The following is a 19,165-nucleotide window of genomic DNA, read 5'->3' as shown; positions in this document are numbered from 1 at the left end:
CGTTGATAGGTCGGAGGTGGAAGCACGGTAACGTGTGCAGCTGACCGATACTAATCTGCCGAGGGCTTGACCTTAACATGATTGTGCAGGCGCTTGTCCTCCTACTTCACTTCGCATTGTTCAGTTTTGAGGGTGCAGACAGATCCTCTGCGACGCATATGTGGCCCGTTGGTCAAGCGGCTAAGACGGCGGCCTCTCACGCCGCAAACGTGGGTTCGATTCCCGCACGGGTCACCATCTTTCTATGCGCCTTTAGCTCAGTTGGTAGAGCAACTGACTCTTAATCAGTGGGTCCCCGGTTCGAATCCGTGAAGGCGCACCAAACTCCATCGGGTGCCTGCGCGCCCGGTGGAGTTCCCTGAGCAAAAACAAGCAAAAAGTGCTTGACTTTTTCTTGAAAACCTGATATAATAATTTACTGTTGAGAAGAACAGTAAGGAGAAGAAAGTTCTCTGAAGTTTCTTTTGCTTACTTTTCTTTTCAAAGAAAAGTAAGTTGGTGCTGATTGCGGTGAGGGTCCACCCGTTCCCATTCCGAACACGGCAGTTAAGCTCACCTGCGCCGAAAATACTTGCCTGGAGACGGGACGGGAAGATAGGTAGCGCCAACACAAACAGAGCGGTCTGGTCGGCCAGGCCGGGCCGCTTTCATATTCCTCAATAGCTCAGTTGGTAGAGCATGCGGCTGTTAACCGCAGGGTCGTTGGTTCGAGTCCAACTTGGGGAGCCAGAATGTAAGGTGTGCCGTCACGGTGACGTGGCGGCAAACCGTTACTATAAGGAACCGAAAACCGGCGTCATGGGCCTTTAGCTCAGTTGGTTAGAGCAACCGGCTCATAACCGGTCGGTCCACGGTTCGAGCCCGTGAAGGCCCACCACATAGGGGTATAGCTCAGCTGGTAGAGCAGCGGTCTCCAAAACCGCGTGCCGAGGGTTCGATTCCTTCTGCCCCTGCCAGAAAGATGACAGAGGTTTCTGTTCATAATAAAGCATTGATGGCGCGGTAGTTCAGTTGGTTAGAACGCCGGCCTGTCACGCCGGAGGTCGAGGGTTCAAGTCCCTTCCGCGTCGCCATCATGGGGTGCAATCGCGCCTCATATGCTGCTGTAGCTCAGTAGGTAGAGCGCATCCTTGGTAAGGATGAGGTCGGCGGTTCGAATCCGCCCAGCAGCTCCAGAAAATCCCCGAAATCATGCGATTTTGGGGATTTTTCTTACTTTTTCGGCCGAAACGGTGTGGGTCAAAATGTGGGTCAACCGCCTGACCCACACCGTGACCCACACGTAGAAATGTGTGGAAAGGTTTAGAAAGCACAGGGCAGGAAGTTCCGCCTTCCTGCCCTGTATTTTTTGCTCTTTTGTGCTCACATGACCTGCTCCATGAAGTTGCCCATGGTTTCCGCTGCTTCGTCCTGCTTCTGCCTGGTGGCGTGGGTGTAGGTGCGGAGGGTGAATCCAGCGTCGTAATGGCCCAGCATGCTGGATACCGTCTTGATGTCCACGCCATTTTGCAGTGCCAGGGTTGCAAAGGTGTGGCGGAGGTCATGAAATCTGATGTGTTCCAAGCCGGCGTCCTTCAGGATCTTCTTGTGAAGATTGACTACGGAATCCGGGTAGTACATTTCGCCAGTGATAGGGGAGGGGAACATATAGGGATTTCCTGGGTGCTTTTCGTGCTCCTGAATCAGCAGGTCTACTGCCATCTGAGGGATGGAGACTTTCCGGACGGAAGTCTCCGTCTTGGGGCGGGACAAGGTGAGTTCTCCGTTTGGATTCTTGATGTACTGCTTGCTGACCGAGATGGTGCGGTTTTTAATATCCAGGTCAGACCATAGCAGTGCTACCAGCTCCCCCTTGCGCAGGCCGCTGACCAGTTCCAGATAGAACATGGGCAGAAGCCCTCTGGCGTCGGCAGCGTCGAGATATGCTTTCATGTGCTCCGGCTCCAGAATTTTCATCTCGAATTTACGGACCTTGGGAGCGATACAATCATCTGTCGGATTATGGGGAATGAGCCGTTCCTTGACTGCCCGCTCAAAGGCGCAGTGGAGCATGAGATGGACGCTCCGTACCGTGGTACTGCTCAATCCCTGAGCGCCGGTTTTGGTTTTCCGTTCCCGGCCCTTTTCCATCAGGTCCTTGTAGAGCTTTTGAAGGTCACGGGAAGTCAGCTTGGTCAGCTTGATGTTTCCGATGCGGGGGATCGTATAGGTGTTGATCATCAAATCGTAGCGGTCTGCTGTGGCTACCCGCACATTGGGCTTGGCATAGAGGTCATACCAAGTTTTGAGCCAGGTAGCCACTGTGAAGTCATCGGCACGGGCAACATCCATACCGTTTGTTTCCTCCAGAGCGCGTTTCAGCTTTTCGCGGACCTCAGCTTGCGTTTTGCCCAGCACGTTTTTGATGATTCGCTTGCCGGTTTTAGGGTCGTGTCCTGCCGTGTAGCGAGCCTCCCACCGGCCATCTTTTCGCTTACGAATATTGCCTTCGCCGTTGGCGCGTTTTTTTGCCATTATTCCGTATCTCTCCTCTCCCAACTTTCACAAGCCTGCCGCTCATCCTCAGCTTCGAAGCTATATGGCGGCTGGTCTGCCAGCAGCTCCTGCTGAATGCCCTGTGCCAGACGGTAGCCGGATATGAAGCTGTTCAGACAGGCTTCATCCCGTAGTTCATCTTCCATGTCTGCTATCCGCAGGAGCAGTTTTTTCTCTGACTTACCCAGTAACCGAGCAAGCTGGCTGTGTGTTCTCTTGATTTTCCTATCCAGATATTCCGCCCTTCGTGATGGTGTCTCGAACCTGTGGTAGAGGGCTTTCATGTAGTCATGCATCGTGTGCCACCTCCTGTCAGCGACACACAATACCGCAACCTCTGCTGAATAGCCATCCCCAACTGACTACAATTTTCAGAAAGTTATCAATTGCGGGCAGGCTTTCTTTCTTTGTTTTGCGACGCAAATTTTGAGGTGGCGCATGAACTTGCGCTACCGACAGAGTGAGCCGCATCCGGATTCGGATGCGGCTCATTTGGAACCAGCGCTACACTCATGCGTAGGGATTGTGCGCCGTTGGGTTCCCCGCGAACATATAGCAGAAGGCTTTGCCGTTGGCGATTGTAACGCCGACGCCGACGGCATCACCATTAGGGTCAATCATCGTCGCCAGATGGCCGGGGGAGTTCTCCCAGTTCGCCACAGCCTTTTGTGGAATCTTTTCGGGATCCGTGACGGTGAACACCGTCAGGTTGGAACCGAAACCGTGGGGGTACCCGGACGCTGCCACAGTCTCACATTCCGCTCGGTTATTATGGTGGGTGTACAGGTAGGAGGAGCATTCTTGCGCCGCATCCATGAGAGATTGATTTACTGCCAGTTCGGGAACACCGTACTTCCTCCGTACCTTATTGATACGCTGGATCATCTCCTCCCGAATCTCCATATCTGTCGGCTGAGAGCTGGCTTCCCGCACCGGGGCAATTCCGGTATACGGCGCATCCGTGTCAATCTGCACGCCGCTCTCCCAATACACATTGAAGCCCACCTGTTGGCCGATATCCCTGAGCCGCACATAATTGTTCCCCGCAATGTTATAGGCGGTCATGGAGACCTGCCGGCCATCCACATAGATCTTCTGCCAAGTAGGCTCTGCCACGATTCCCGCGGCGGCTTCGCTCACCAGGGTTGCACCGATAGCCATTCCGGTCACCATGGCTGTGATTGCTTTCTTATCATGCTTCATGCTGATGCTCCTTTCCGTTTTGTAACACACAGCAATACCACAACCAGAGGGCAAAAGCTATATAATTTTTGCAAAAGTGGTCTGTGATAAAACGTAGGCATTACCTCCGGGCGAGAGTTTTAGAGTTCAACGGCAGCCGCAAACCCATCACTTCTCCCCAACATTCCCTTTGTTTGCCCTTGCCTCCCGCTGAAAAGCGGGAGGTATCTGATGTTTATACAGCTCTCAATATGACCGTCTGCTGGAAGGGACTATCCGCATGAGCTGCAGTTATTTCATGGCCATATTCCAGCCGCCATACTGCTGCTCCTCATGGTCATTCTCCTTGTGGCCATGGGCGAGGCGCTTATCCCGCAATTCTTGACGCCGCTTGCGGTCAACGTGGATGAGTCCCGTGCCGCTCTGCGGCAGGGAGTTGTCTTGGAAGATATTTGCCATGTGATGAAGCAGTCTCGTTACCGCAAGGAACACCTCCGGCGCTGTCGAAGCACTTTGCCTTTCCAGAAGGTATTGTGCGTAGCTGTGTCCTTGCTCCGCCGCCCTGGTCAGCCATTGGATGCCTTGCTCCTTGTCACGCTCGACCACCTTCCCTTGAAGCAACAACTTTCCCAGCAGATACTGTGCATGGGGATTCCCGGTCTGGGCAGAGGTGTAGATGTGGTCCATGGCCTTGCGGGTGTCCCTTCTTACCGATTCGCCCTTCAGATATTCCTTGCCCAGGCGGTAGGATGCATAGTGGTTTCCGTTGTAGGCGGCATGCTCCAGCCGCTGAATGCCAGCTTCGGAATCATGGACGCTGGCATCATCAGAGAGTAGCAGCTTTCCCAGAGCATACTGGGCTGGTGCGTATCCCTGCTTCGCCGCCTTGTCAAACCAGTACCGAGCCATCACCCAGTCTGGCGGCAGCAGCGGGCCGTCCCGATACAGCTTTCCCATGAAATACTGCGCATGGACATCGCCACTCTCTGCCAGCTCCCGCATACTCTCCACGGCATCATCCCGCTCTGCCAGCGGCAAGTATTCATCTTGAACGTCTATTCGTAGCGTCCAGAAGTCCCAGGACACATTTTCATTGTTGTCCACCTTGTCATCCTGACGCAGGTCCTCATCCTCAAAGGTGATCTCTCCCAATCGAATCGTCTCCGCCTCCTGGATGACCGCGTTCTTGATTTGTCGGAACTCTTTTTGTTGGGACAGCGGCGGGCGATGGCGCTCCTTCTCGGAATAGAAATCTTCCACCTGACTTTGCAGCTCCCACCACTTTTCATAGCACTCAGCCACGGTCGGAAGCTGCTCCATCTGGTCCACAATCTCATCCACCAATGCTTTTTGCTTCTTGGGAAGATAGCCATAGGACTTCTTCCCTTTGACCGTTTCCAGTTGGAGGGCCAGCTCCTGCATGAGTCGTTCCGCCTCCGGGTGGTCGCAGATCCTGTTACGCATCTGCTGGACCAATTCCCGCATGGCCTGCCGCGCTTCCCGTACCAACTGGTCACGGGAAACAGTTTTCTGCTCATAGAGATGCAGCATCTCCTGTTGGAAGATGTCGTTGGTAAGCTTGGATTTGATTTGCCGGATGCCATCCTGAGACAGGTACGCTTGGCCGGGTTTTGCAGACCATGCCATCATGTGCACATGGGGATGGTCGCCTTCATCATGGAAGGCAGCGTACCAACGAAAGTCCTGAGGTGGAATATTCATAGCGGCGGAGATATCGTTGCGGTGGGCGCGGAGAAGATTTCTCCACGCCCTGGCATTGTCGTAGCCCAGTCGCTCAGCATCCTCCCGCTTCAGGGAAATGATGTGCGTCCACACATTTCCCGTGTAGTTTTCCAGCTCCGCCATGGCCTTGTCTAACTCCACGCCATCCGTGTCACCGAAGAGCCCATGGGAACCCAGCCGCTCCGCTCTCGGCCGCGTTGCGATGTACTTCATGTAGCCATCCGATTTCTGAACATCACTCCAGTTTTCCTCCAACGCCTGAGAGATGAACGCCGAGGCGTTGGCCTTGGTAGGATGTTCCTGGTAGTCACCGTACTCATCCAGTTTCCTTGCGTCAGGAAAATCCTTCACCAGTTTTACGATAAGCTGCTCCTGTTTTCGAGTGGGAGGGCGATCATCCTGAACCAGCTCTACCCGCTCACGGGTGGCGATGTATCTCATGTAGCCGCCTGCCGAGTTTTTGCCGTTGCACTTGATGTACGGACTCTTGACGATCAGTCTTGCCATCCGTCATCGTCCTTCACGGATTCCCGCACCCGTTTTTCAAACGAGATGCGGCCATTGGTCTGCTTCACATTCCGGACACTCTCCGCACGACGGCGGCGCAGCTCTTCCTCGCTGAACTGAAAGCTGTCGGCAATGATACCGGAGAGCATATCCAATTCCACCGCCTGCTTGTAGGCCAGCGACGCCATTTTGTTTTCAAACTGCCCCACTCGACCGTCCAGATAGGACTGGATGGAGGTCGGGAGGAACAATCCGGCGTCGTTGGCGCTGAGATAGTCCAGATAAAAATCGATAGCCCGCTCAATGAATCCGGTGATGCTGCGGCTGCCGTCTTCCTGATACCGCTTCTCCAAAATCGCCCTTTTCTCTGGAGTGAGATAGAGGGCGAATTTTTCTTTCTTGCTCAAAATGAGCTCCTTTCCGGGGTATGACCCCTACTTTTTTCTTGGAGGAGTACGCTTTCGGGGATAACGACCGCAGAGGTGATAGCACCCCTTCGATTTTGACCCCACTTTGGAACTCCCCGAAAACTCCCGTAACTGCCCGCACTGCGGGCAGAAGTGACCAAGCAGGGCGTCGCGCTTGACGCCTGTTCTTTATCCTGCTTCATGTCGTCACCAGCTCCATATCCCTCGTTTCCTCCCCAAAGGGGCGAAAACTCTCTTATTTCGCTGCTCCTCCTTTTCCCACTGAACCCGCTTGGCCCAGGCCACCTTCTCTTGGCTTACGCCAATTCACCTTGTCGCTGGGCTTCGGTGGGAACCCTGACTTTGTCCTCCGTCAACTCTCGGACACCGGCCCAAATCCGCCCAAACAGCTTTGGCCGGTGTCTGTTCCCGCAGCGTCTGGAAAAGCCGCACACAGCGGCTCCTGTGGCGAAACACGGCCTTGTTTTCGCAGTTTCTCCGCTACCCTTTGACGCTCTGTGACCTCCTCCAATTTCACCATCTGCTGCTCGTAGGAATGGTCGACAGCTTCCTGAATAGGCCGGATGGTGTAGAGCAGGTTCCCGTTGCGCTTTTGCCCATCTCTGGTAATGACCTCGGTTGGTTCTGTGGTAATGAGACGGCGTTCCTCCAATCGAAGTGTGTACTTGTGTACCGTATTCTCACTCATTCCAACCGCCTTGCCGATGGTTTTGTAGCTGGGCCAGCACCGGTGGGTCCTGCGGTTTTCACACCGCCGCAGGTAACTGTACACCGCGAGTTCGCCGGGACTCAGCCCCAGGAGGAACACCTCGTTAGGCAGAGAGAAAAAGTTTCCTTTGCGGGTGTGCTTCATGCGCCGCCTCCCGTATGCTCCGACACCCATCGGATGAACTGTTCCTTTGGTACCACGATGCGGTTCCCGATTTTCAGCGTGGGGAACCCATCTTCGTGCATCAACTCGTACCCGCTGCTTGGCGATATGCCCAGCACCCTTGCTACCGTTTCTGCGTTCAGGAACAGCGGCAGCTCGTCATAGCTTTTGTACGTAGATTCCTTCATGACTGTTACCTCCTTGTGATTGATTTTTAGTTTTTCATCTGGTACGATGAGGGTAACATACCCAGAGGACTACTTCAATGGATTTGAGCGCGTTCAGGTAAATGCCGATTCTTGATCGGGTACAAGGGGGGACGTTATGGAAGAACAGATGGAGCGCATAGAGATACCTTTCACCTACACCTACGACCAGTTCACCGTGTTCTTCCACGGTGACCATGTTTTCATTGGAGAAAAGGACTTTCCCATCGGGCAGTGCTGCGTGGATATCATGAACCTGGATGAGTCCGTCTTTCATGAAATCGACCAGCGGGTGCGGGAGTTTGTTCCGGCTGCTCAGGCGCTGCTTACAGAAAAAACAGACAGCGCCGCAGCCTCCGCACAGGAGAAGCTGAACGCTGTCTGGGACGTCATATTTGCATTGCCGGTGTACCGGGAATTGAAGATGGACGAGGAGTCCAACTACCACACCTTTGAGCGGCTTCTTGCGGACAAGGAGAAATGGGTACAGGTACAGGACCCGGCGTCAGAGGGCCACGCGATCTATCAGGGGATGATTATCGGCCTGGGGTGTTTTTCCAGTGGACTTATGGGGCTTCGCCAACAGATCGCCATCATGACAGAGAAATACTTCGAGCCGCTGAAGCGGAGAAACAGCGGAGCCTACGCCGAGGCGTATTCTACCTTCTATGCCCAGATGCTTTCCGTGGCCGCGCATCTTTTTGGCGAGGACTTCACCCAGAGCTTCCCCATGGAGGTGAGCTTCGTTCCCATGATGCGCCAAGCGAATGAGGACGAGATCTTCATAGCGGAGAAGGCTACCTTCAACAGTCTGACGGACTTCCTGCGAACGGAATTCTACCGGGGATTGGCTGCGGGCAACGCGCCTCGCCGCTGCCATAACTGCGGGAGGTATTTTCTGCTGACGGCAGGATATAACACCTGCTACTGCAGCAACATTGCTCCCGGTGAGACAGAGCGCACCTGCCGGAAGGTGGGCGCTCACCGCAAGGAGGCCCAGGGCAAAGCCAACCGCACCCCGGCCCAGGTGGAGTATGACCGCACCTATAACCGGCTGAAGCAGAGGAAGAACCGGAAGAAGATTAGTAGGGATGAGTGGAACGCCGCCGTCGCGGAAGCGATGAATGTGTTGGAGCAATCGGAGCAGGGCAAGCTCAATGACGAGGAGATGCGGAAACGCTTCGCGGAGTTTTGAAGGAAAAGACAGGTCGGAAATGTATGCATCTCCAACCTGTCTTTTTTGTTTATGCGGCGCAAATCTTGCGGCAAGATTCTTCTTGTGGCGGCTATACATGGAATACAACATCGCTCGTATCCTGGAGATGGTGCAGCCCCCGACCGACCAGTTTGAGTATGTCGAGCGGGAAATGCATAGCTGCTTCAGGGGACTGATCTTCCAATGAGATCATTTCTCAGGCCTGGCCGATTGGCGGGACAATAGGAATCTGTTGATGCCGGTGCCGGAGACCGCTTATGTGGAGGTCAACGGCAGGTGGGTAGAAAATAGGCTTGCCCATTTTATGGATTACAAGGGTATGGTCTATGACTATCTGGAGGAACTGGATGCGGCTGTGCTTGCCGACTATACCAAGGCATATGCACAAGACGGCCAGCCTTTGAAATTTTCAAGGCGTGCCGCACAAAAGGTCACGACCCTTCCACTGGAGGATGCTCTGGCGTGGTTGAGTGCGGGATAGGCAATTTGCAATGAAAAAGGGAGTGCCCGGCCTTACGGCTGGGCCTCCCCTTTTTGTATGCTTTATCGGTTTCCTGTCAGTAAAAGGTCTGCGGTGTGGGCGGAAGAAGGCGAGTTGGAAAGCCAGGTAAAAAGCATGAGATACTTTAAGTTTTGCAGAAAGCGCTTGACAATTTTCTATAAGTATAGAATTATAAGTTTTATACTTAAATGTGCGGGGTGACGATGATTTTGCTGACGTTTCTTTTAGCTGCATTAGAAAGTGATGAAGACCGTGCTTTATTTACAGAGATTTATGAGCAGAATCACGATAGAATGGAACAAACGGCTCTTCGGATATTGAAAGATTCGCACGATGCAGAGGACGCCGTGCAAAATGCTTTTTTACAAATTATTCGGAATTTTGATGCCCTTTTGGAGATTCCTTGTAAGAAACGTATCTTCTGGTGCATCTCTATAGTGAAGAACGAAGCACTTGCAATTTTGCGCAAAAAGAAAAAAACCGTTCTGATGGAAGAGTTGGAAGGGAATCCTGCGGCCGGTGTTGAGGAAGCGATGAGTTATAAAGAAGTCGTTCGGCTCTTTGCTCAGTTACCGGAGACCTACCGATCCGTGTTGGAAATGAAAATGATTCTGGGCTACAGCGGAAAAGAAATTGCTAAGAGCATGGGCCTTACAGAAAATGCGGTTAATGTGCGCATCACCCGTGGTCGAGCAATGCTTCGTGAAATCGCTGGAAGGGAGGGGATACATCCATGACAGATAGGGAATTGGATAGTTTGATGCGAGAAATCTTATTAGATGCTATTGCGTTGGATGAAGAAGACTGCAAAGACAGAATCCCCTTTGAGCCGTCACTAAAACATCAGCGCCAGATTGGGGCAATGCTCAAAGATCCATTGCGCTGGGCAAAGGATAGAAGTAAGCCTGTATGGAAAAAAGTTGGGCAGCGGGCGGCGGTTATTCTGCTTGTGGTCACGATCAGCTTTGGAAGTGTTATGGCTGTTAGTCCAACCGTAAGAGCAGCAGTGCTTCAGTGGATTACAGAATGGTATGAAACATACGTCAGCTATCGCTACACACAAGAGGCTCCCCTGCCGGAATCGATGCCGGAATATGAGATTACTGCCTTGCCGAAGGGCTATGAGGAAAATATCAGCAAACGTGTCGAATGGCCTAATTATGTGCAGCGCAGATATGAAAATGCGAATGGAGAAATCATTCTCTTTGACTATATTTACATGACTGATGACGCTATGACCAGCATTGAAACTGATGGAGCAGCTACTGTGGCTGTTACGGTGAACGGGCATGAAGGATTGTTTTTCTGTTCCGAAGATTCAGAAGCAGACAGTACACTTTCGTGGATCGATACAGACCAGAACCTTCACTTTACAATTAATGCGGCCATGGAGCAGGATGACATGTTGCACATGGCGGAGAGCGTCAGCTTGTCTGAAATGACGAAATAGACGAAAGTTCTAAATTTATGTAAGAAATCAACCCCCTTTTGCATCTATCGGGTAGAAGCAAAAATCCTGCTACCTAGGTGTGAGAGGGGGTGATTTACATGGGTAAACGCATTTTAGCACTAATACTTATGGCCGTGATGATGTTGACTATGGGCGCACAGGCAGTGGATACATTTAATAACACGGTAGATGTCTGCTACACAGCGCATAATACAAATAGGAAGGATGCTGCGTTTACTAATACAGAATTGAACTCGACATATACATTCTATGTGATTAAGAATTACTGATAGCCGAACCAGGGGGGATTGTGTATGAAAAAGTACATATCTGTTGGCGCAGTCTTGGTGGTGTGCTTGTTGGTACTCAGTGGATGCACGGAGCAACAGAGGAAAGATAATGGGCAAATAGATCCAGATGTGAGAGATGAACAGGTTGACACAAACACGAATGAGTTGCTGGAACAGGCGATTTCGGATGCCATACTCTCTCATAATAAGGATGTCTTTAGGGATGGCGATAGGCAGACATTTACTACAGAGTATCATGAGGTAATCAAAGTTGTTTCTTCAGAAAACACTGCTGAAGTATACTTGCTTGCTCTTTATGCTCAATATCAATATGAGGATGGAGAAGCAGACCTTACAGGGGCAAGTAGCATGCCGTGCGCTATTACATTTGAAATTGAGGATGGTACATACAGTGTAAAGGAATACTGGGAGCCAGAAGACGGAGAGAATTATAAAAATTCAATCCGAGAAAAATTCCCTGATGATATTGATGATGTAGATATAGAGCTACCTTCGGAGGCTATGGATGTCTGCAATCAACGTGCGAATGAATTCTTTGAAAATGGCCATAGGTAAGCTTGGTAAAGGTTAGAGATAGGAGCAGGAGGATTGTGCCATCGAGGTGGGCGGGGACAACGCGTGCGTTTGCGTGCTGTTTCCGCCTTTCTCAATAACGGTTTACCCGTTTGCGCTATGCGTGAATGGGTAAACCGTTATACGGTTAGCTTTAAATATGTTGCCACATTCTGTATAATATGGAACGCAGTTCGATCAGCAGCCAGTCCGCCTATCATCAAGGAGCGGCAATATGGTTTTCAAAAATTTCGTGCAATGTTTTCCCTTCGAAACAGGCGGACATCTTTTGAAAAAGCATATTAAAAGCAAAAGCAGGGGTATCCCCTGCTTTTGCACAGATATGGAGCGTTATTTCGGTTGTAAACCTCGTTCTTATTTGGTATACTGAAAACGGCAGAAGAGATGACGGATATGGAAACAGAGGAGGACGTATTGTGGAAGGCTGCCTGATGTTTGAACTTTCCGATCACTACATGAAACGGGTAAGGGAGACGCTTTGAGTAGAGGATGTACTCTTTGTTTAGTGTGCCTCAAAATTTGAGCCGGGTAATGGTTGTATATTTCTGAGATGCACTGAGGGAGAAAATATATATTTCAGGTTTAAGGAGGGAAAACGATGTCCGAACATATCTATTCCAAAAGTGAACTGGCGGATATTGTACTCCCGCTGTTAAAGAAGTATCGGGCGGAAAAAGCAATCTTGTTTGGCTCATATGCCAGACAGGAAGCCGATAGCTCGTCTGACATTGATTTGATGATCATAGGCGGAGGTCAGTTTGACCCCACAGATGTGCTTTGCATTGCAGAAGAACTGCACTGCATAACGGGTAAGCAGGTCGATGTGTACGATGCGTGCGAGATCAATGCGGGGGCGGCTTTTTACGATGCGATTCTGAAAGAAGGAGTTCAGATTGCATAAAATGCAGTGATGAACAGAGAATTGCTAAAATTTGTGAAACGACAGTATGTATACTAAAAAAGAGGTGAGAAATGTGCGCTTTCAACCGTTTGTTTATGATGGGTCGAATCAACAAGTCCCCGTGATGATCGAGCGGATGACTCAGAAGGATGCTGAGCTGACAAATGCGCATCCACTGTGGCAGACCTCATGGACGAGTGAGTATTTGGGTGATCCAAGGCTTGAAAAATACGCGGCCAAAGTCGGCGATGAATTGATCGCTCTGGCAGCCTATGAGATACTTGAAAGCGCGCTGGTCATCCATATTGTGTACATGGAGACACAGCCGGGGTCAAATCCCACGCTCGATGAGGGGAATCCGAAGTATACTGGGATCGGGCGACTGATGATTGCCTATGGAATTAAGTTGTCCATTGACAACGGCTTAACCGGCGATGTGGTGCTTGAAGCAAAAACAACGAGCCTTGCGAGACACTATGAAAAGGATTTTGGAGCGATTCAGCTTCCAGCCTTCCAGTCCTCTGCGCCGAGGTATTTGATCGCGGATGAAGCGGCCAAACGGATATTCTTTACCTATCTTGTTTAGTATTTTGCGAGGAGGTGCCCTGTATGGATGCGAACAAAAGGCCGGCATCGGATGCGGCGTGGTATTGCCGCAAGGATCTGGAGGAGGAACGCTTTTATGAAATTTTCTTCCACCTGTGCCGGAAGTATGGCGTGCGCTGGGCAAGCGCCACGCCAAAGGAGAAAACATTTGTTGAAGAGGTGACTCGAGTTACCTACGAACGAGACAAGGCGCAGCGGCTTGGCCTGCCGCTGTCAGAGGTGCGCCCCTCGTTTGTATCCTGAAAACGGTTTGACCCACACCGTGACCCACACGGGAAAACGAGCGGATGGAAACAGTGGAGCGGAAAGCTCCAAAGACCACGCATTTCTGGAACAAAAAGGCCCCGAAAGCACTGGAAAGCAGTACTTTCGGGGCTTTTGAGCAGTTGGTAAGGATGAGGTCCCCAGTTCAAATCTGGGTAGCAGCTCCAAAAAATATCCGCTTTTCAGACGAAAAGCGGATATTTTCTTTGCTTTTTGCAACTATTCTTGATGATTTGAATCTTCGCTTTTACCTCTGACCACACAACCAGCCACAGACAGAGAAAGGACAGGCCTCCGAGAGCAGAACGCTCTCGGAGGCCCGTTTGTGCAATCAGCCGAATGGCTTGGTCAACCTGCCAGATTATCCGGTTTCCCGTGTTCTTTCGCTGCGGCAATCTCCTCTTTCATCTCCCGGATCAGCTTCGCCAGCTTCATTTCGCACTCGGCTTCCGTTTTCGCGTAGACATTCCGGGCCATGCGCTTGCCGTTGACGATGGGGGAGTAACGGCCCTCCCACAGGTGGTCATTGATCCGACTGACACATCCGGTGCCCGGTTTGCGCCGCTGTCCCTTGTGGGCCTGGAAGGTGCTGGGTGCTGGTTTCTGGGGGGCGGATTCTTGTCTGGGTTTTGGTTCAGCTCTCCCAATCCCCCTGTCGATCTTGTCTGCTGCGTTCTGCCGCATGGCATCGGTAACGTGGGTGTAGGTGTTCAGGGTGGTGGTGCTGGACACGTGGCCGATGATGGTGCTCAGGGCCTTGATGTCCATGCCGTGTTCCAGGGAGGCGGTGGCGAAAGTGTGCCGCAGATCATGGAACCGCAGGCGCTTGCATTCCGCCCGCTCCAGTACGGTCTGGAGCCGCTTCCGGACAGCAGCTGGGTCCATAGGGGAGTCTTCCTTGACTGGAGAAGGGAACATCCAGCGGGAGTGGACGGTTTTCTGGTAGGCTTTTAAGACCTTCAAGACAGGAGCAGGGAGAAGGACCGTCCGATTGCCTGCCTTAGTCTTGGGAGGAGATACCACCAGCTCGCCCTTTACTCGGTGTACCTGCCGCTCTACTCGCAGCGCCCCAGTGCGGAAGTTTAGGTCATCCCATTGGAGTGCTAAGATCTCGCCCCGGCGCAGGCCGGTGGCCAGTTCCAGCAGCAGAAGCTCGTAGCAGCCGTCCTCCCTGGCCTGGATCAGCAGGCGTTGAATTTCCTCAGGAGCAAGTACTTTCATCTCTCTGGATTTGGCAGGTGGGAGTTTGCAGCTGTCCGCAGGGTTGCGGAAGATCAGCTTTTCCTCTACTGCCTTGTCCAGGGCTGCGTGGAGGGTGGTGTGGATGCCGCGGACGGTCTGGTCTGAGAGCCCCTCTCCGTAGAGCTCCTTGCGCAGCAGTCTGCCGCTCTGTTTGAGATGGGTATAGAACTGCTGGATGTCCCCGGTGGTCAGCTTGTCCAGATAGATATTGCCCAGAGCGGGGATGATGTGTTGGTAGATCCGCCGCTCATAGGACATCTGGGTGTTGGGCCGAAGGCTTGCCTTCTTATAGGTCTGATACCAATGGTTCAGCCAGTCACCTAAGGAGATGCCCGGTTTAGGCGGCTCAGGGGCGGGGATCTCCAGACTTTTCCGTAGCTGCTCCAGCTTGGCCGCACACTCTGGCCTGGTTTTGGCCAGGACATTTTTTGTGATGGGGAAACCTTTCTCGTCCCGGCCTACCACATACCGGCCCTCCCAGCGCCCATCCTTTCTCAGGTGGAGGCTGCCGTCGCCGCGTCTTCTGCGTTTTGCCATGGAGCCATCTCCTCTCCTAAGTAGTCGGTCAGGAAGCCGCCCACGATCTCCGCCGCACGTCTCTGCATATCTCCGGTGGTATGGGTGTAGGTGTCCAGAGTGAAGCTGGCCTTGGTGTGGCCAAGGATGCCGGAAAGGGTCTTGGCATCCACCCCACTGGCCATGGCGTGGGTGGCAAAGGTATGCCTCAAATCGTGAAATCGGATCTCAGGCAGTCCAGTCTCCTGCAGGATCTTTTTCAGTTGGCGATATGCGGTGCCGGGGCTCAGCGGGGCTTCCGGGCGAAATGGGTCATGGAAGATCCAAGGTGAGTAGGAAGTCTTTTTTCGCAGCCGCAGCCGTTCCGCCGTGCTGGTGGGCAGGAGGATGGTCCGGGTTCCGGCATAGGTCTTGGTATCTCCCGCCACCAGACGGCCGCCCTTTTCTTTGTGCAGTGTACGGGTGACGCTGAGGGTGCCCTTCCGCCCATCGAAGTCGCTCCACATCAGGCCACAGATCTCTCCCAGCCGTAGGCCGGTGGTCAGCTCCGTGTAGAAGAAATCTCGCCAGATTTCATTGCCATCCACCGCCGCCAGGAAAGTGTCCATCTGTTCCTCGTTTAGAATTTTCATGGGCTTGTGGGTGATTTTAGGCGGGGCCACCTGTTTGGCAGGGTTGTTGGGTATCAGGCACTGGTCTGCCGCCGCTTGGAGGGCCTGGTGGAGGGCGGCGTGGATACCACGGACGGTGGCGGGAGAGAGGCCGGGGCCTTGGCCGGGGCGAGGGGCGATCCGCCCCTGCTCCAGAAGGAAGCGGTACAATTCCCGCAGATCCTCAGCGGTGAGTTGTGTGAGCCTCTTTTGCCCCAGGTGGGGCTTGACATGGCGGTCCATGTCGCCCCGGTACCGTTTCAGGGTGTCGGGCCGCAGGGTGAGTGACATCTGCTCCAGCCACCGATCCAGCCACTCTGACAGCGTCATTCTGCTCTCCTCCGTCAGGTCAACTCCCTGATAGGCGTCGATGTTCTGCCGGAGTTTAGCGGTCAATTCCTTTTGGGTATCTGCGTAGATGTATCGGAAGATGGAGTCGCCGTTATCCTTGTGGCCTACCACGATGCGGCCCTCCCAGCGGCCATCCTCCCGCTTTCGAACCATGCCGTCCCCGGACGGCCTGCGTCTTGCCATGTCACACACCTCCCACTGGCGGGAACTTATGGGGCTCCGCCACCCATTGATACACCACGGCTCCACAGCGGCGGCAGATCAGGTAACGCAGCCGACTGCCCAGGAGTCCGTGCTTCTTGAAGGTGACGATGGCCTCGCCGTGCTGCCAGCCGAGGTCCAGGTCGTCGCTCCCGCAGTATTGGCACCGAAGGACTGGAATTTGATTGGTTGTCATGGTCATCCCTCCTCAGCAACACAACATACCACAGAAACAGAAAATAGCCAGGGGCACGGCGAACTATTATCAAATTGTTATCATTTGGACGGTTAGTTTTACTGTCAGATCCCACTGGGGTTCCGATCCCGAAGGCTTTTGTTGTTTACAGCCCCGTAATTTTTGAGGTGGTCACATCCCACCCATGACCATTCCGCCCTGGTTCTGCCTCTCCTCCTGATCGTCCGGCTTGTGGCCTATGGCGATCTTCTTTTTCTGTATCTTCCGCCGCAGCTTTCGGTCCACCTGCTGGCCCACCGGGGCGGCGGGTGGCACCGAGTTCTCCCGGAAGATCTGGCCCATGTAGTGGAGCAACCGGGTGGCCGCCAGCATGACGGAGGGTGGACGGAGGTCATCCTGGTGTTCCAAGAAGAATTGTGCATACTGGTTTCCCTGGGCGGCGGAACGGCTGAACCAGTCCATCGCTTGGGTCTGGTCGTGAGTTACTCCCTGCCCTGTCAGGTACAACTTGCCCAACATATACTGGGCGTACTGGTTGCCTGCCTCCGCCGCCTGGGTGAACCACTTTGCCGCCCTGGAAGTATCCTTGGTCACGGCATCGCCGGTCAGATACTCCTTCCCCAGCCGGTAGGTGGCCCACTGGCTCCCGTTCTCCACTGCCTGCTTCAGCCAACGGATGCCCTCCTCCGGGTCACGGACTTCGAGATCGTCAGAGAGAAGCAGTTTGCCCAGAGCATACTGTGCCTCCGGCAGACCATGCTCTGCCGCCTGGGTGAACCAGTCTTTCGCCTTTTGACTGTCCGGGATCAGCAGAGGGCCATCCCGGTAGAGCTGGCCCAGCAAGTATTGGGCATGGGCGTCGCCTCGCTTTGCCAGCCGCTCCAATTCCTCCGCTGCGCCGTCCCGGTCGGCCAGGGGGAGGGTGTCGTCCTGAACAATCTGCTGTAGTTCCCAGCAGGCATAGGACTCTCCCCGCAGCCGCTCCGGTTCGTCGCGGCCGGCCAGGTCAGTGTCCTCGAAGGAAATCTCCCCCAGCCGAATGCGCTCCGCTTCCTGGATGACGGCGTTTTTGATCTGTCGGAACTCCTTCTCCTGGGACAGCTTTTTCTTTTCTCTGGGCTTGTCGTGGTAGTAGCTTTCCACCTCGCTTTGGAGGGTGCACCATTGGGCATAGCAAGCTTTCACCGTTGGTATATCCTCCAACCTGTCCACCACCTCGTCCACAGTTTTCTTCATTGGTTTGGGAAGATATCCGTAGGACTTCTTGCCTTTGACTGTTTCCAGCTGTCCAGCCAGCTGTTCCATCTTCTGCTCGATCTCCGGAACCGAGCAGATGCTCTGCACCATTTCATGGGTCAGACGTCGAATGGCCCTGTGTGCCTCCCGCACCAGTTCGTCCCGCGACTGGGACTTCTGCTCGTAGGTGTGGAGCATCTCCTGCCGGAAGATCTGATTGGTCAATGTCGATTTGATGTTGCGGATGCCCTCCCGCGTCAGGTATGCCTCACTGGGCACCGTTGACCACGCCATCATGTGGACATGGGGGTGGTCACCCTCGTCGTGGTAGGCGGCGTACCAGCGGAAGTTTCCCGGAGAAATATTCATAGCGGCGGCGATATCATTGCGGTTAGCCCGGAGCAGATTCATCCACGCCCTGGCGTTGTCGTAGCCAAGACGGGCGGCATCCTCCCGCTTCAGGGAGATGATGTGGGTCCACACGTTGCCGGTGTACTGATCCAACTCCCGCATTGCTTTCTCCAGATCCACGCCGTCCTCGTCGCCAAAGAGGCCGTGATCTCTCAGTCGCTCCGCCTTGGGCCGGGTAGCGATGTACTTCATATAGCCGTCCGAATGCTGCACCGCCGACCAGTTTTCCTCCAGTGCCCTGGTGATGAACGCGGAGGCGTTTGCTTTGGTAGGCTTGTCCTCGTAGTCAGAATACTCGCCCAGTTCTTTGGCCTCCGGGAAATCTTTTGTCAGTTTTCTGACCAACTGCTCCTGCTTTCTGGTTGGTGGGCGGTCATCCGGGAGCACTTCTACCCGCTTCCGTGTGCCGATGTATTGCAGATAGCCGCTGACAGAATTGTTGCCATCGCACTTGAGATAAGGGCTTTTCAGGATCAGTCTTGCCACTCATCGTCCTCCTCCCAGGCTCCACGTACCCGCTGCTCCAAGGAGATGCGGCCATTGGTTTTCTTCACGTTGTTGACGCTCTCTGCCCGCCGGCGGCGGAGATCCTCGTTGCTGAACTGGTAGGCATCCGCCAGGATGCCGGCCACCATGTCCTGCTCCACCGCCTGCCGGAAGGCAAGGGAGGACAGACGTTCTTCCATCTGCCCCAGTCGCCCGTCCAGGTAGGACTTGATAGAGGTGGGGAGGAATAGACCGGCGTCGTTGGCGCTGAGGTAATCCAGGTAGAAGTCCACCGCCCGCTCAACGAAGGCAGTCATACTTCGACTCCCGTCCTCCTGAAACCGGCGCTCCAAAATGGCTTTCTTTTCCGGGGTGAGATAGAAGGCGAATCTCTCTTTTTTGCCCATAAACTGCTCCTTTCCGGGGCGTGACCCCTGTTTTTTCGTTATGGCAGTAGGGGTTCGGGGATTGTGACCACAAACGTGATCCCCGCTGCCTGTTTTTGACCCCACTTTTGATACACCGCAAAACCCCGTAACGACCCGCACTGCGGGGCGAAGTGACCGGCCGGAGGCGCCAAC

22 protein-coding genes, 7 tRNA genes and 2 rRNA genes are annotated in these 19,165 nt (G+C 53.6%); 19 read left to right on the top strand and 12 right to left on the bottom strand.

Annotated features, from left to right (window positions below):
- The 9 genes from ACTNBK_RS09120 to ACTNBK_RS09080 form a co-directional block, all read left to right on the top strand.
- Positions 1 to 74 (top strand): 23S ribosomal RNA (locus ACTNBK_RS09120); the annotation flags it as partial.
- Positions 75 to 162: 88 nt separating this feature from the next.
- A tRNA-Glu gene (locus tag ACTNBK_RS09115) sits at positions 163 to 237 on the top strand.
- A 9-nt stretch (positions 238 to 246) separates the two neighbouring features.
- Positions 247 to 322: transfer RNA gene (locus ACTNBK_RS09110), tRNA-Lys, on the top strand.
- A 172-nt stretch (positions 323 to 494) separates the two neighbouring features.
- Positions 495 to 610, top strand: a 5S ribosomal RNA gene (gene rrf / locus ACTNBK_RS09105).
- A 43-nt stretch (positions 611 to 653) separates the two neighbouring features.
- Positions 654 to 729, top strand: a tRNA-Asn gene (locus ACTNBK_RS09100).
- 71 nt (positions 730 to 800) lie between these two features.
- Positions 801 to 877: transfer RNA gene (locus tag ACTNBK_RS09095), tRNA-Ile, on the top strand.
- A gap of 3 nt (positions 878 to 880) precedes the next feature.
- A tRNA-Trp gene (locus ACTNBK_RS09090) sits at positions 881 to 956 on the top strand.
- Between the two features lie 40 nt (positions 957 to 996).
- Positions 997 to 1,073, top strand: a tRNA-Asp gene (locus ACTNBK_RS09085).
- A gap of 26 nt (positions 1,074 to 1,099) precedes the next feature.
- Positions 1,100 to 1,175 (top strand) — tRNA-Thr (locus ACTNBK_RS09080).
- Positions 1,176 to 1,362: 187 nt separating this feature from the next.
- Here ACTNBK_RS09080 and ACTNBK_RS09075 read toward each other — a convergent pair.
- The 7 genes from ACTNBK_RS09075 to ACTNBK_RS09045 all read right to left on the bottom strand — a co-directional run bounded on the left by ACTNBK_RS09075 (position 1,363) and on the right by ACTNBK_RS09045 (position 7,454).
- The gene (locus ACTNBK_RS09075) at positions 1,363 to 2,514 is read right to left on the bottom strand and encodes a tyrosine-type recombinase/integrase (protein WP_441145434.1); all 1,152 of its coding nucleotides are present in this window, start codon (positions 2,512 to 2,514) and stop codon (positions 1,363 to 1,365) included.
- On the bottom strand, positions 2,514 to 2,831 hold the full coding sequence (locus ACTNBK_RS09070; protein WP_412260002.1) for a DUF6809 family protein: 318 nt from the start codon (positions 2,829 to 2,831) through the stop codon (positions 2,514 to 2,516). The genes ACTNBK_RS09075 and ACTNBK_RS09070 overlap by 1 nt, the downstream gene beginning before the upstream one ends.
- Before the next feature lie 214 nt (positions 2,832 to 3,045).
- Positions 3,046 to 3,738, bottom strand: a complete 693-nt coding sequence (locus tag ACTNBK_RS09065) for a CAP domain-containing protein (protein WP_441145432.1) — start codon at positions 3,736 to 3,738, stop codon at positions 3,046 to 3,048.
- A 270-nt stretch (positions 3,739 to 4,008) separates the two neighbouring features.
- Positions 4,009 to 5,967 carry a MobP3 family relaxase gene (gene mobP3 / locus ACTNBK_RS09060; RefSeq protein ID WP_441145430.1) on the bottom strand — a complete coding sequence of 653 codons (1,959 nt, stop codon included), beginning with the start codon at positions 5,965 to 5,967 and terminating at the stop codon, positions 4,009 to 4,011.
- Positions 5,955 to 6,374, bottom strand: coding sequence for a hypothetical protein (locus tag ACTNBK_RS09055; RefSeq protein ID WP_441145428.1), 420 nt, complete (start codon positions 6,372 to 6,374; stop codon positions 5,955 to 5,957). Before ACTNBK_RS09055 ends, mobP3 (ACTNBK_RS09060) begins: the two co-directional genes overlap by 13 nt.
- A 373-nt stretch (positions 6,375 to 6,747) precedes the next feature.
- Positions 6,748 to 7,248, bottom strand: coding sequence for a helix-turn-helix domain-containing protein (locus ACTNBK_RS09050; RefSeq protein WP_302643237.1), 501 nt, complete (start codon positions 7,246 to 7,248; stop codon positions 6,748 to 6,750).
- A complete protein-coding gene (locus tag ACTNBK_RS09045; protein WP_302643239.1) occupies positions 7,245 to 7,454 on the bottom strand; it encodes a helix-turn-helix domain-containing protein in 210 nt (69 codons plus the stop codon). The genes ACTNBK_RS09050 and ACTNBK_RS09045 overlap by 4 nt, the downstream gene beginning before the upstream one ends.
- 136 nt (positions 7,455 to 7,590) lie before the next feature.
- Between ACTNBK_RS09045 and ACTNBK_RS09040 the strand changes: the two genes are divergently transcribed.
- The 10 genes from ACTNBK_RS09040 (at position 7,591) to ACTNBK_RS08995 (ending at position 13,552) form a co-directional block, all read left to right on the top strand.
- Entirely contained in the window at positions 7,591 to 8,667 is a 1,077-nt protein-coding gene (locus ACTNBK_RS09040; RefSeq protein ID WP_302643240.1) for a DUF6076 domain-containing protein, read from the top strand.
- A 256-nt stretch (positions 8,668 to 8,923) separates the two neighbouring features.
- A complete protein-coding gene (locus ACTNBK_RS09035) occupies positions 8,924 to 9,169 on the top strand; it encodes a hypothetical protein (RefSeq protein WP_302643242.1) in 246 nt (81 codons plus the stop codon).
- A gap of 224 nt (positions 9,170 to 9,393) precedes the next feature.
- The gene (locus tag ACTNBK_RS09030; protein ID WP_302643244.1) at positions 9,394 to 9,927 is read left to right on the top strand and encodes an RNA polymerase sigma factor; all 534 of its coding nucleotides are present in this window, start codon (positions 9,394 to 9,396) and stop codon (positions 9,925 to 9,927) included.
- Positions 9,924 to 10,640 (top strand): DUF4367 domain-containing protein, encoded by a 717-nt coding sequence (locus ACTNBK_RS09025; RefSeq protein ID WP_302643246.1) that lies wholly within the window; start codon positions 9,924 to 9,926, stop codon positions 10,638 to 10,640. The genes ACTNBK_RS09030 and ACTNBK_RS09025 overlap by 4 nt, the downstream gene beginning before the upstream one ends.
- 98 nt (positions 10,641 to 10,738) lie before the next feature.
- Positions 10,739 to 10,930: a hypothetical protein gene (locus tag ACTNBK_RS09020; RefSeq protein ID WP_441145425.1), complete on the top strand. Its 192-nt coding sequence runs from the start codon at positions 10,739 to 10,741 to the stop codon at positions 10,928 to 10,930.
- Positions 10,931 to 10,954: 24 nt separating this feature from the next.
- Positions 10,955 to 11,506 carry a hypothetical protein gene (locus ACTNBK_RS09015; RefSeq protein WP_441145423.1) on the top strand — a complete coding sequence of 184 codons (552 nt, stop codon included), beginning with the start codon at positions 10,955 to 10,957 and terminating at the stop codon, positions 11,504 to 11,506.
- 616 nt (positions 11,507 to 12,122) lie between these two features.
- Complete coding sequence (locus ACTNBK_RS09010) at positions 12,123 to 12,425, top strand: nucleotidyltransferase family protein (RefSeq protein ID WP_302643251.1); 303 nt, start codon at positions 12,123 to 12,125, stop codon at positions 12,423 to 12,425.
- A 73-nt stretch (positions 12,426 to 12,498) separates the two neighbouring features.
- Positions 12,499 to 13,011, top strand: coding sequence for a hypothetical protein (locus ACTNBK_RS09005; RefSeq protein WP_441145421.1), 513 nt, complete (start codon positions 12,499 to 12,501; stop codon positions 13,009 to 13,011).
- A 23-nt stretch (positions 13,012 to 13,034) separates the two neighbouring features.
- On the top strand, positions 13,035 to 13,274 hold the full coding sequence (locus ACTNBK_RS09000; protein ID WP_302643255.1) for a hypothetical protein: 240 nt from the start codon (positions 13,035 to 13,037) through the stop codon (positions 13,272 to 13,274).
- A gap of 44 nt (positions 13,275 to 13,318) precedes the next feature.
- Positions 13,319 to 13,552: a hypothetical protein gene (locus ACTNBK_RS08995; RefSeq protein WP_441145419.1), complete on the top strand. Its 234-nt coding sequence runs from the start codon at positions 13,319 to 13,321 to the stop codon at positions 13,550 to 13,552.
- 91 nt (positions 13,553 to 13,643) lie between these two features.
- Here the strand turns inward: ACTNBK_RS08995 and ACTNBK_RS08990 are convergent, their stop codons facing one another.
- The 5 genes from ACTNBK_RS08990 to ACTNBK_RS08970 all read right to left on the bottom strand — a co-directional run bounded on the left by ACTNBK_RS08990 (position 13,644) and on the right by ACTNBK_RS08970 (position 18,991).
- Entirely contained in the window at positions 13,644 to 15,074 is a 1,431-nt protein-coding gene (locus ACTNBK_RS08990) for a tyrosine-type recombinase/integrase (RefSeq protein ID WP_441145417.1), read from the bottom strand.
- Complete coding sequence (locus ACTNBK_RS08985) at positions 15,032 to 16,237, bottom strand: tyrosine-type recombinase/integrase (protein WP_441145416.1); 1,206 nt, start codon at positions 16,235 to 16,237, stop codon at positions 15,032 to 15,034. The genes ACTNBK_RS08990 and ACTNBK_RS08985 overlap by 43 nt, the downstream gene beginning before the upstream one ends.
- A gap of 1 nt (position 16,238) precedes the next feature.
- Positions 16,239 to 16,451 carry a hypothetical protein gene (locus ACTNBK_RS08980; protein WP_441145414.1) on the bottom strand — a complete coding sequence of 71 codons (213 nt, stop codon included), beginning with the start codon at positions 16,449 to 16,451 and terminating at the stop codon, positions 16,239 to 16,241.
- Between the two features lie 171 nt (positions 16,452 to 16,622).
- A complete protein-coding gene (mobP3, locus tag ACTNBK_RS08975) occupies positions 16,623 to 18,584 on the bottom strand; it encodes a MobP3 family relaxase (RefSeq protein WP_441145413.1) in 1,962 nt (653 codons plus the stop codon).
- The gene (locus ACTNBK_RS08970) at positions 18,572 to 18,991 is read right to left on the bottom strand and encodes a hypothetical protein (protein ID WP_441145411.1); all 420 of its coding nucleotides are present in this window, start codon (positions 18,989 to 18,991) and stop codon (positions 18,572 to 18,574) included. The genes mobP3 (ACTNBK_RS08975) and ACTNBK_RS08970 overlap by 13 nt, the downstream gene beginning before the upstream one ends.
- Between the last annotated feature and the right edge of the window lie 174 nt (positions 18,992 to 19,165).

Origin of the sequence: Intestinimonas sp. HCP28S3_D6, assembly GCF_052065695.1 — a bacterium.
Taxonomy (GTDB): Bacteria; Bacillota; Clostridia; order Oscillospirales; family Oscillospiraceae; genus Intestinimonas.
Note: the sequence above shows the minus strand (reverse complement) of the source record. Positions and strands in the feature narration are given on the sequence as shown.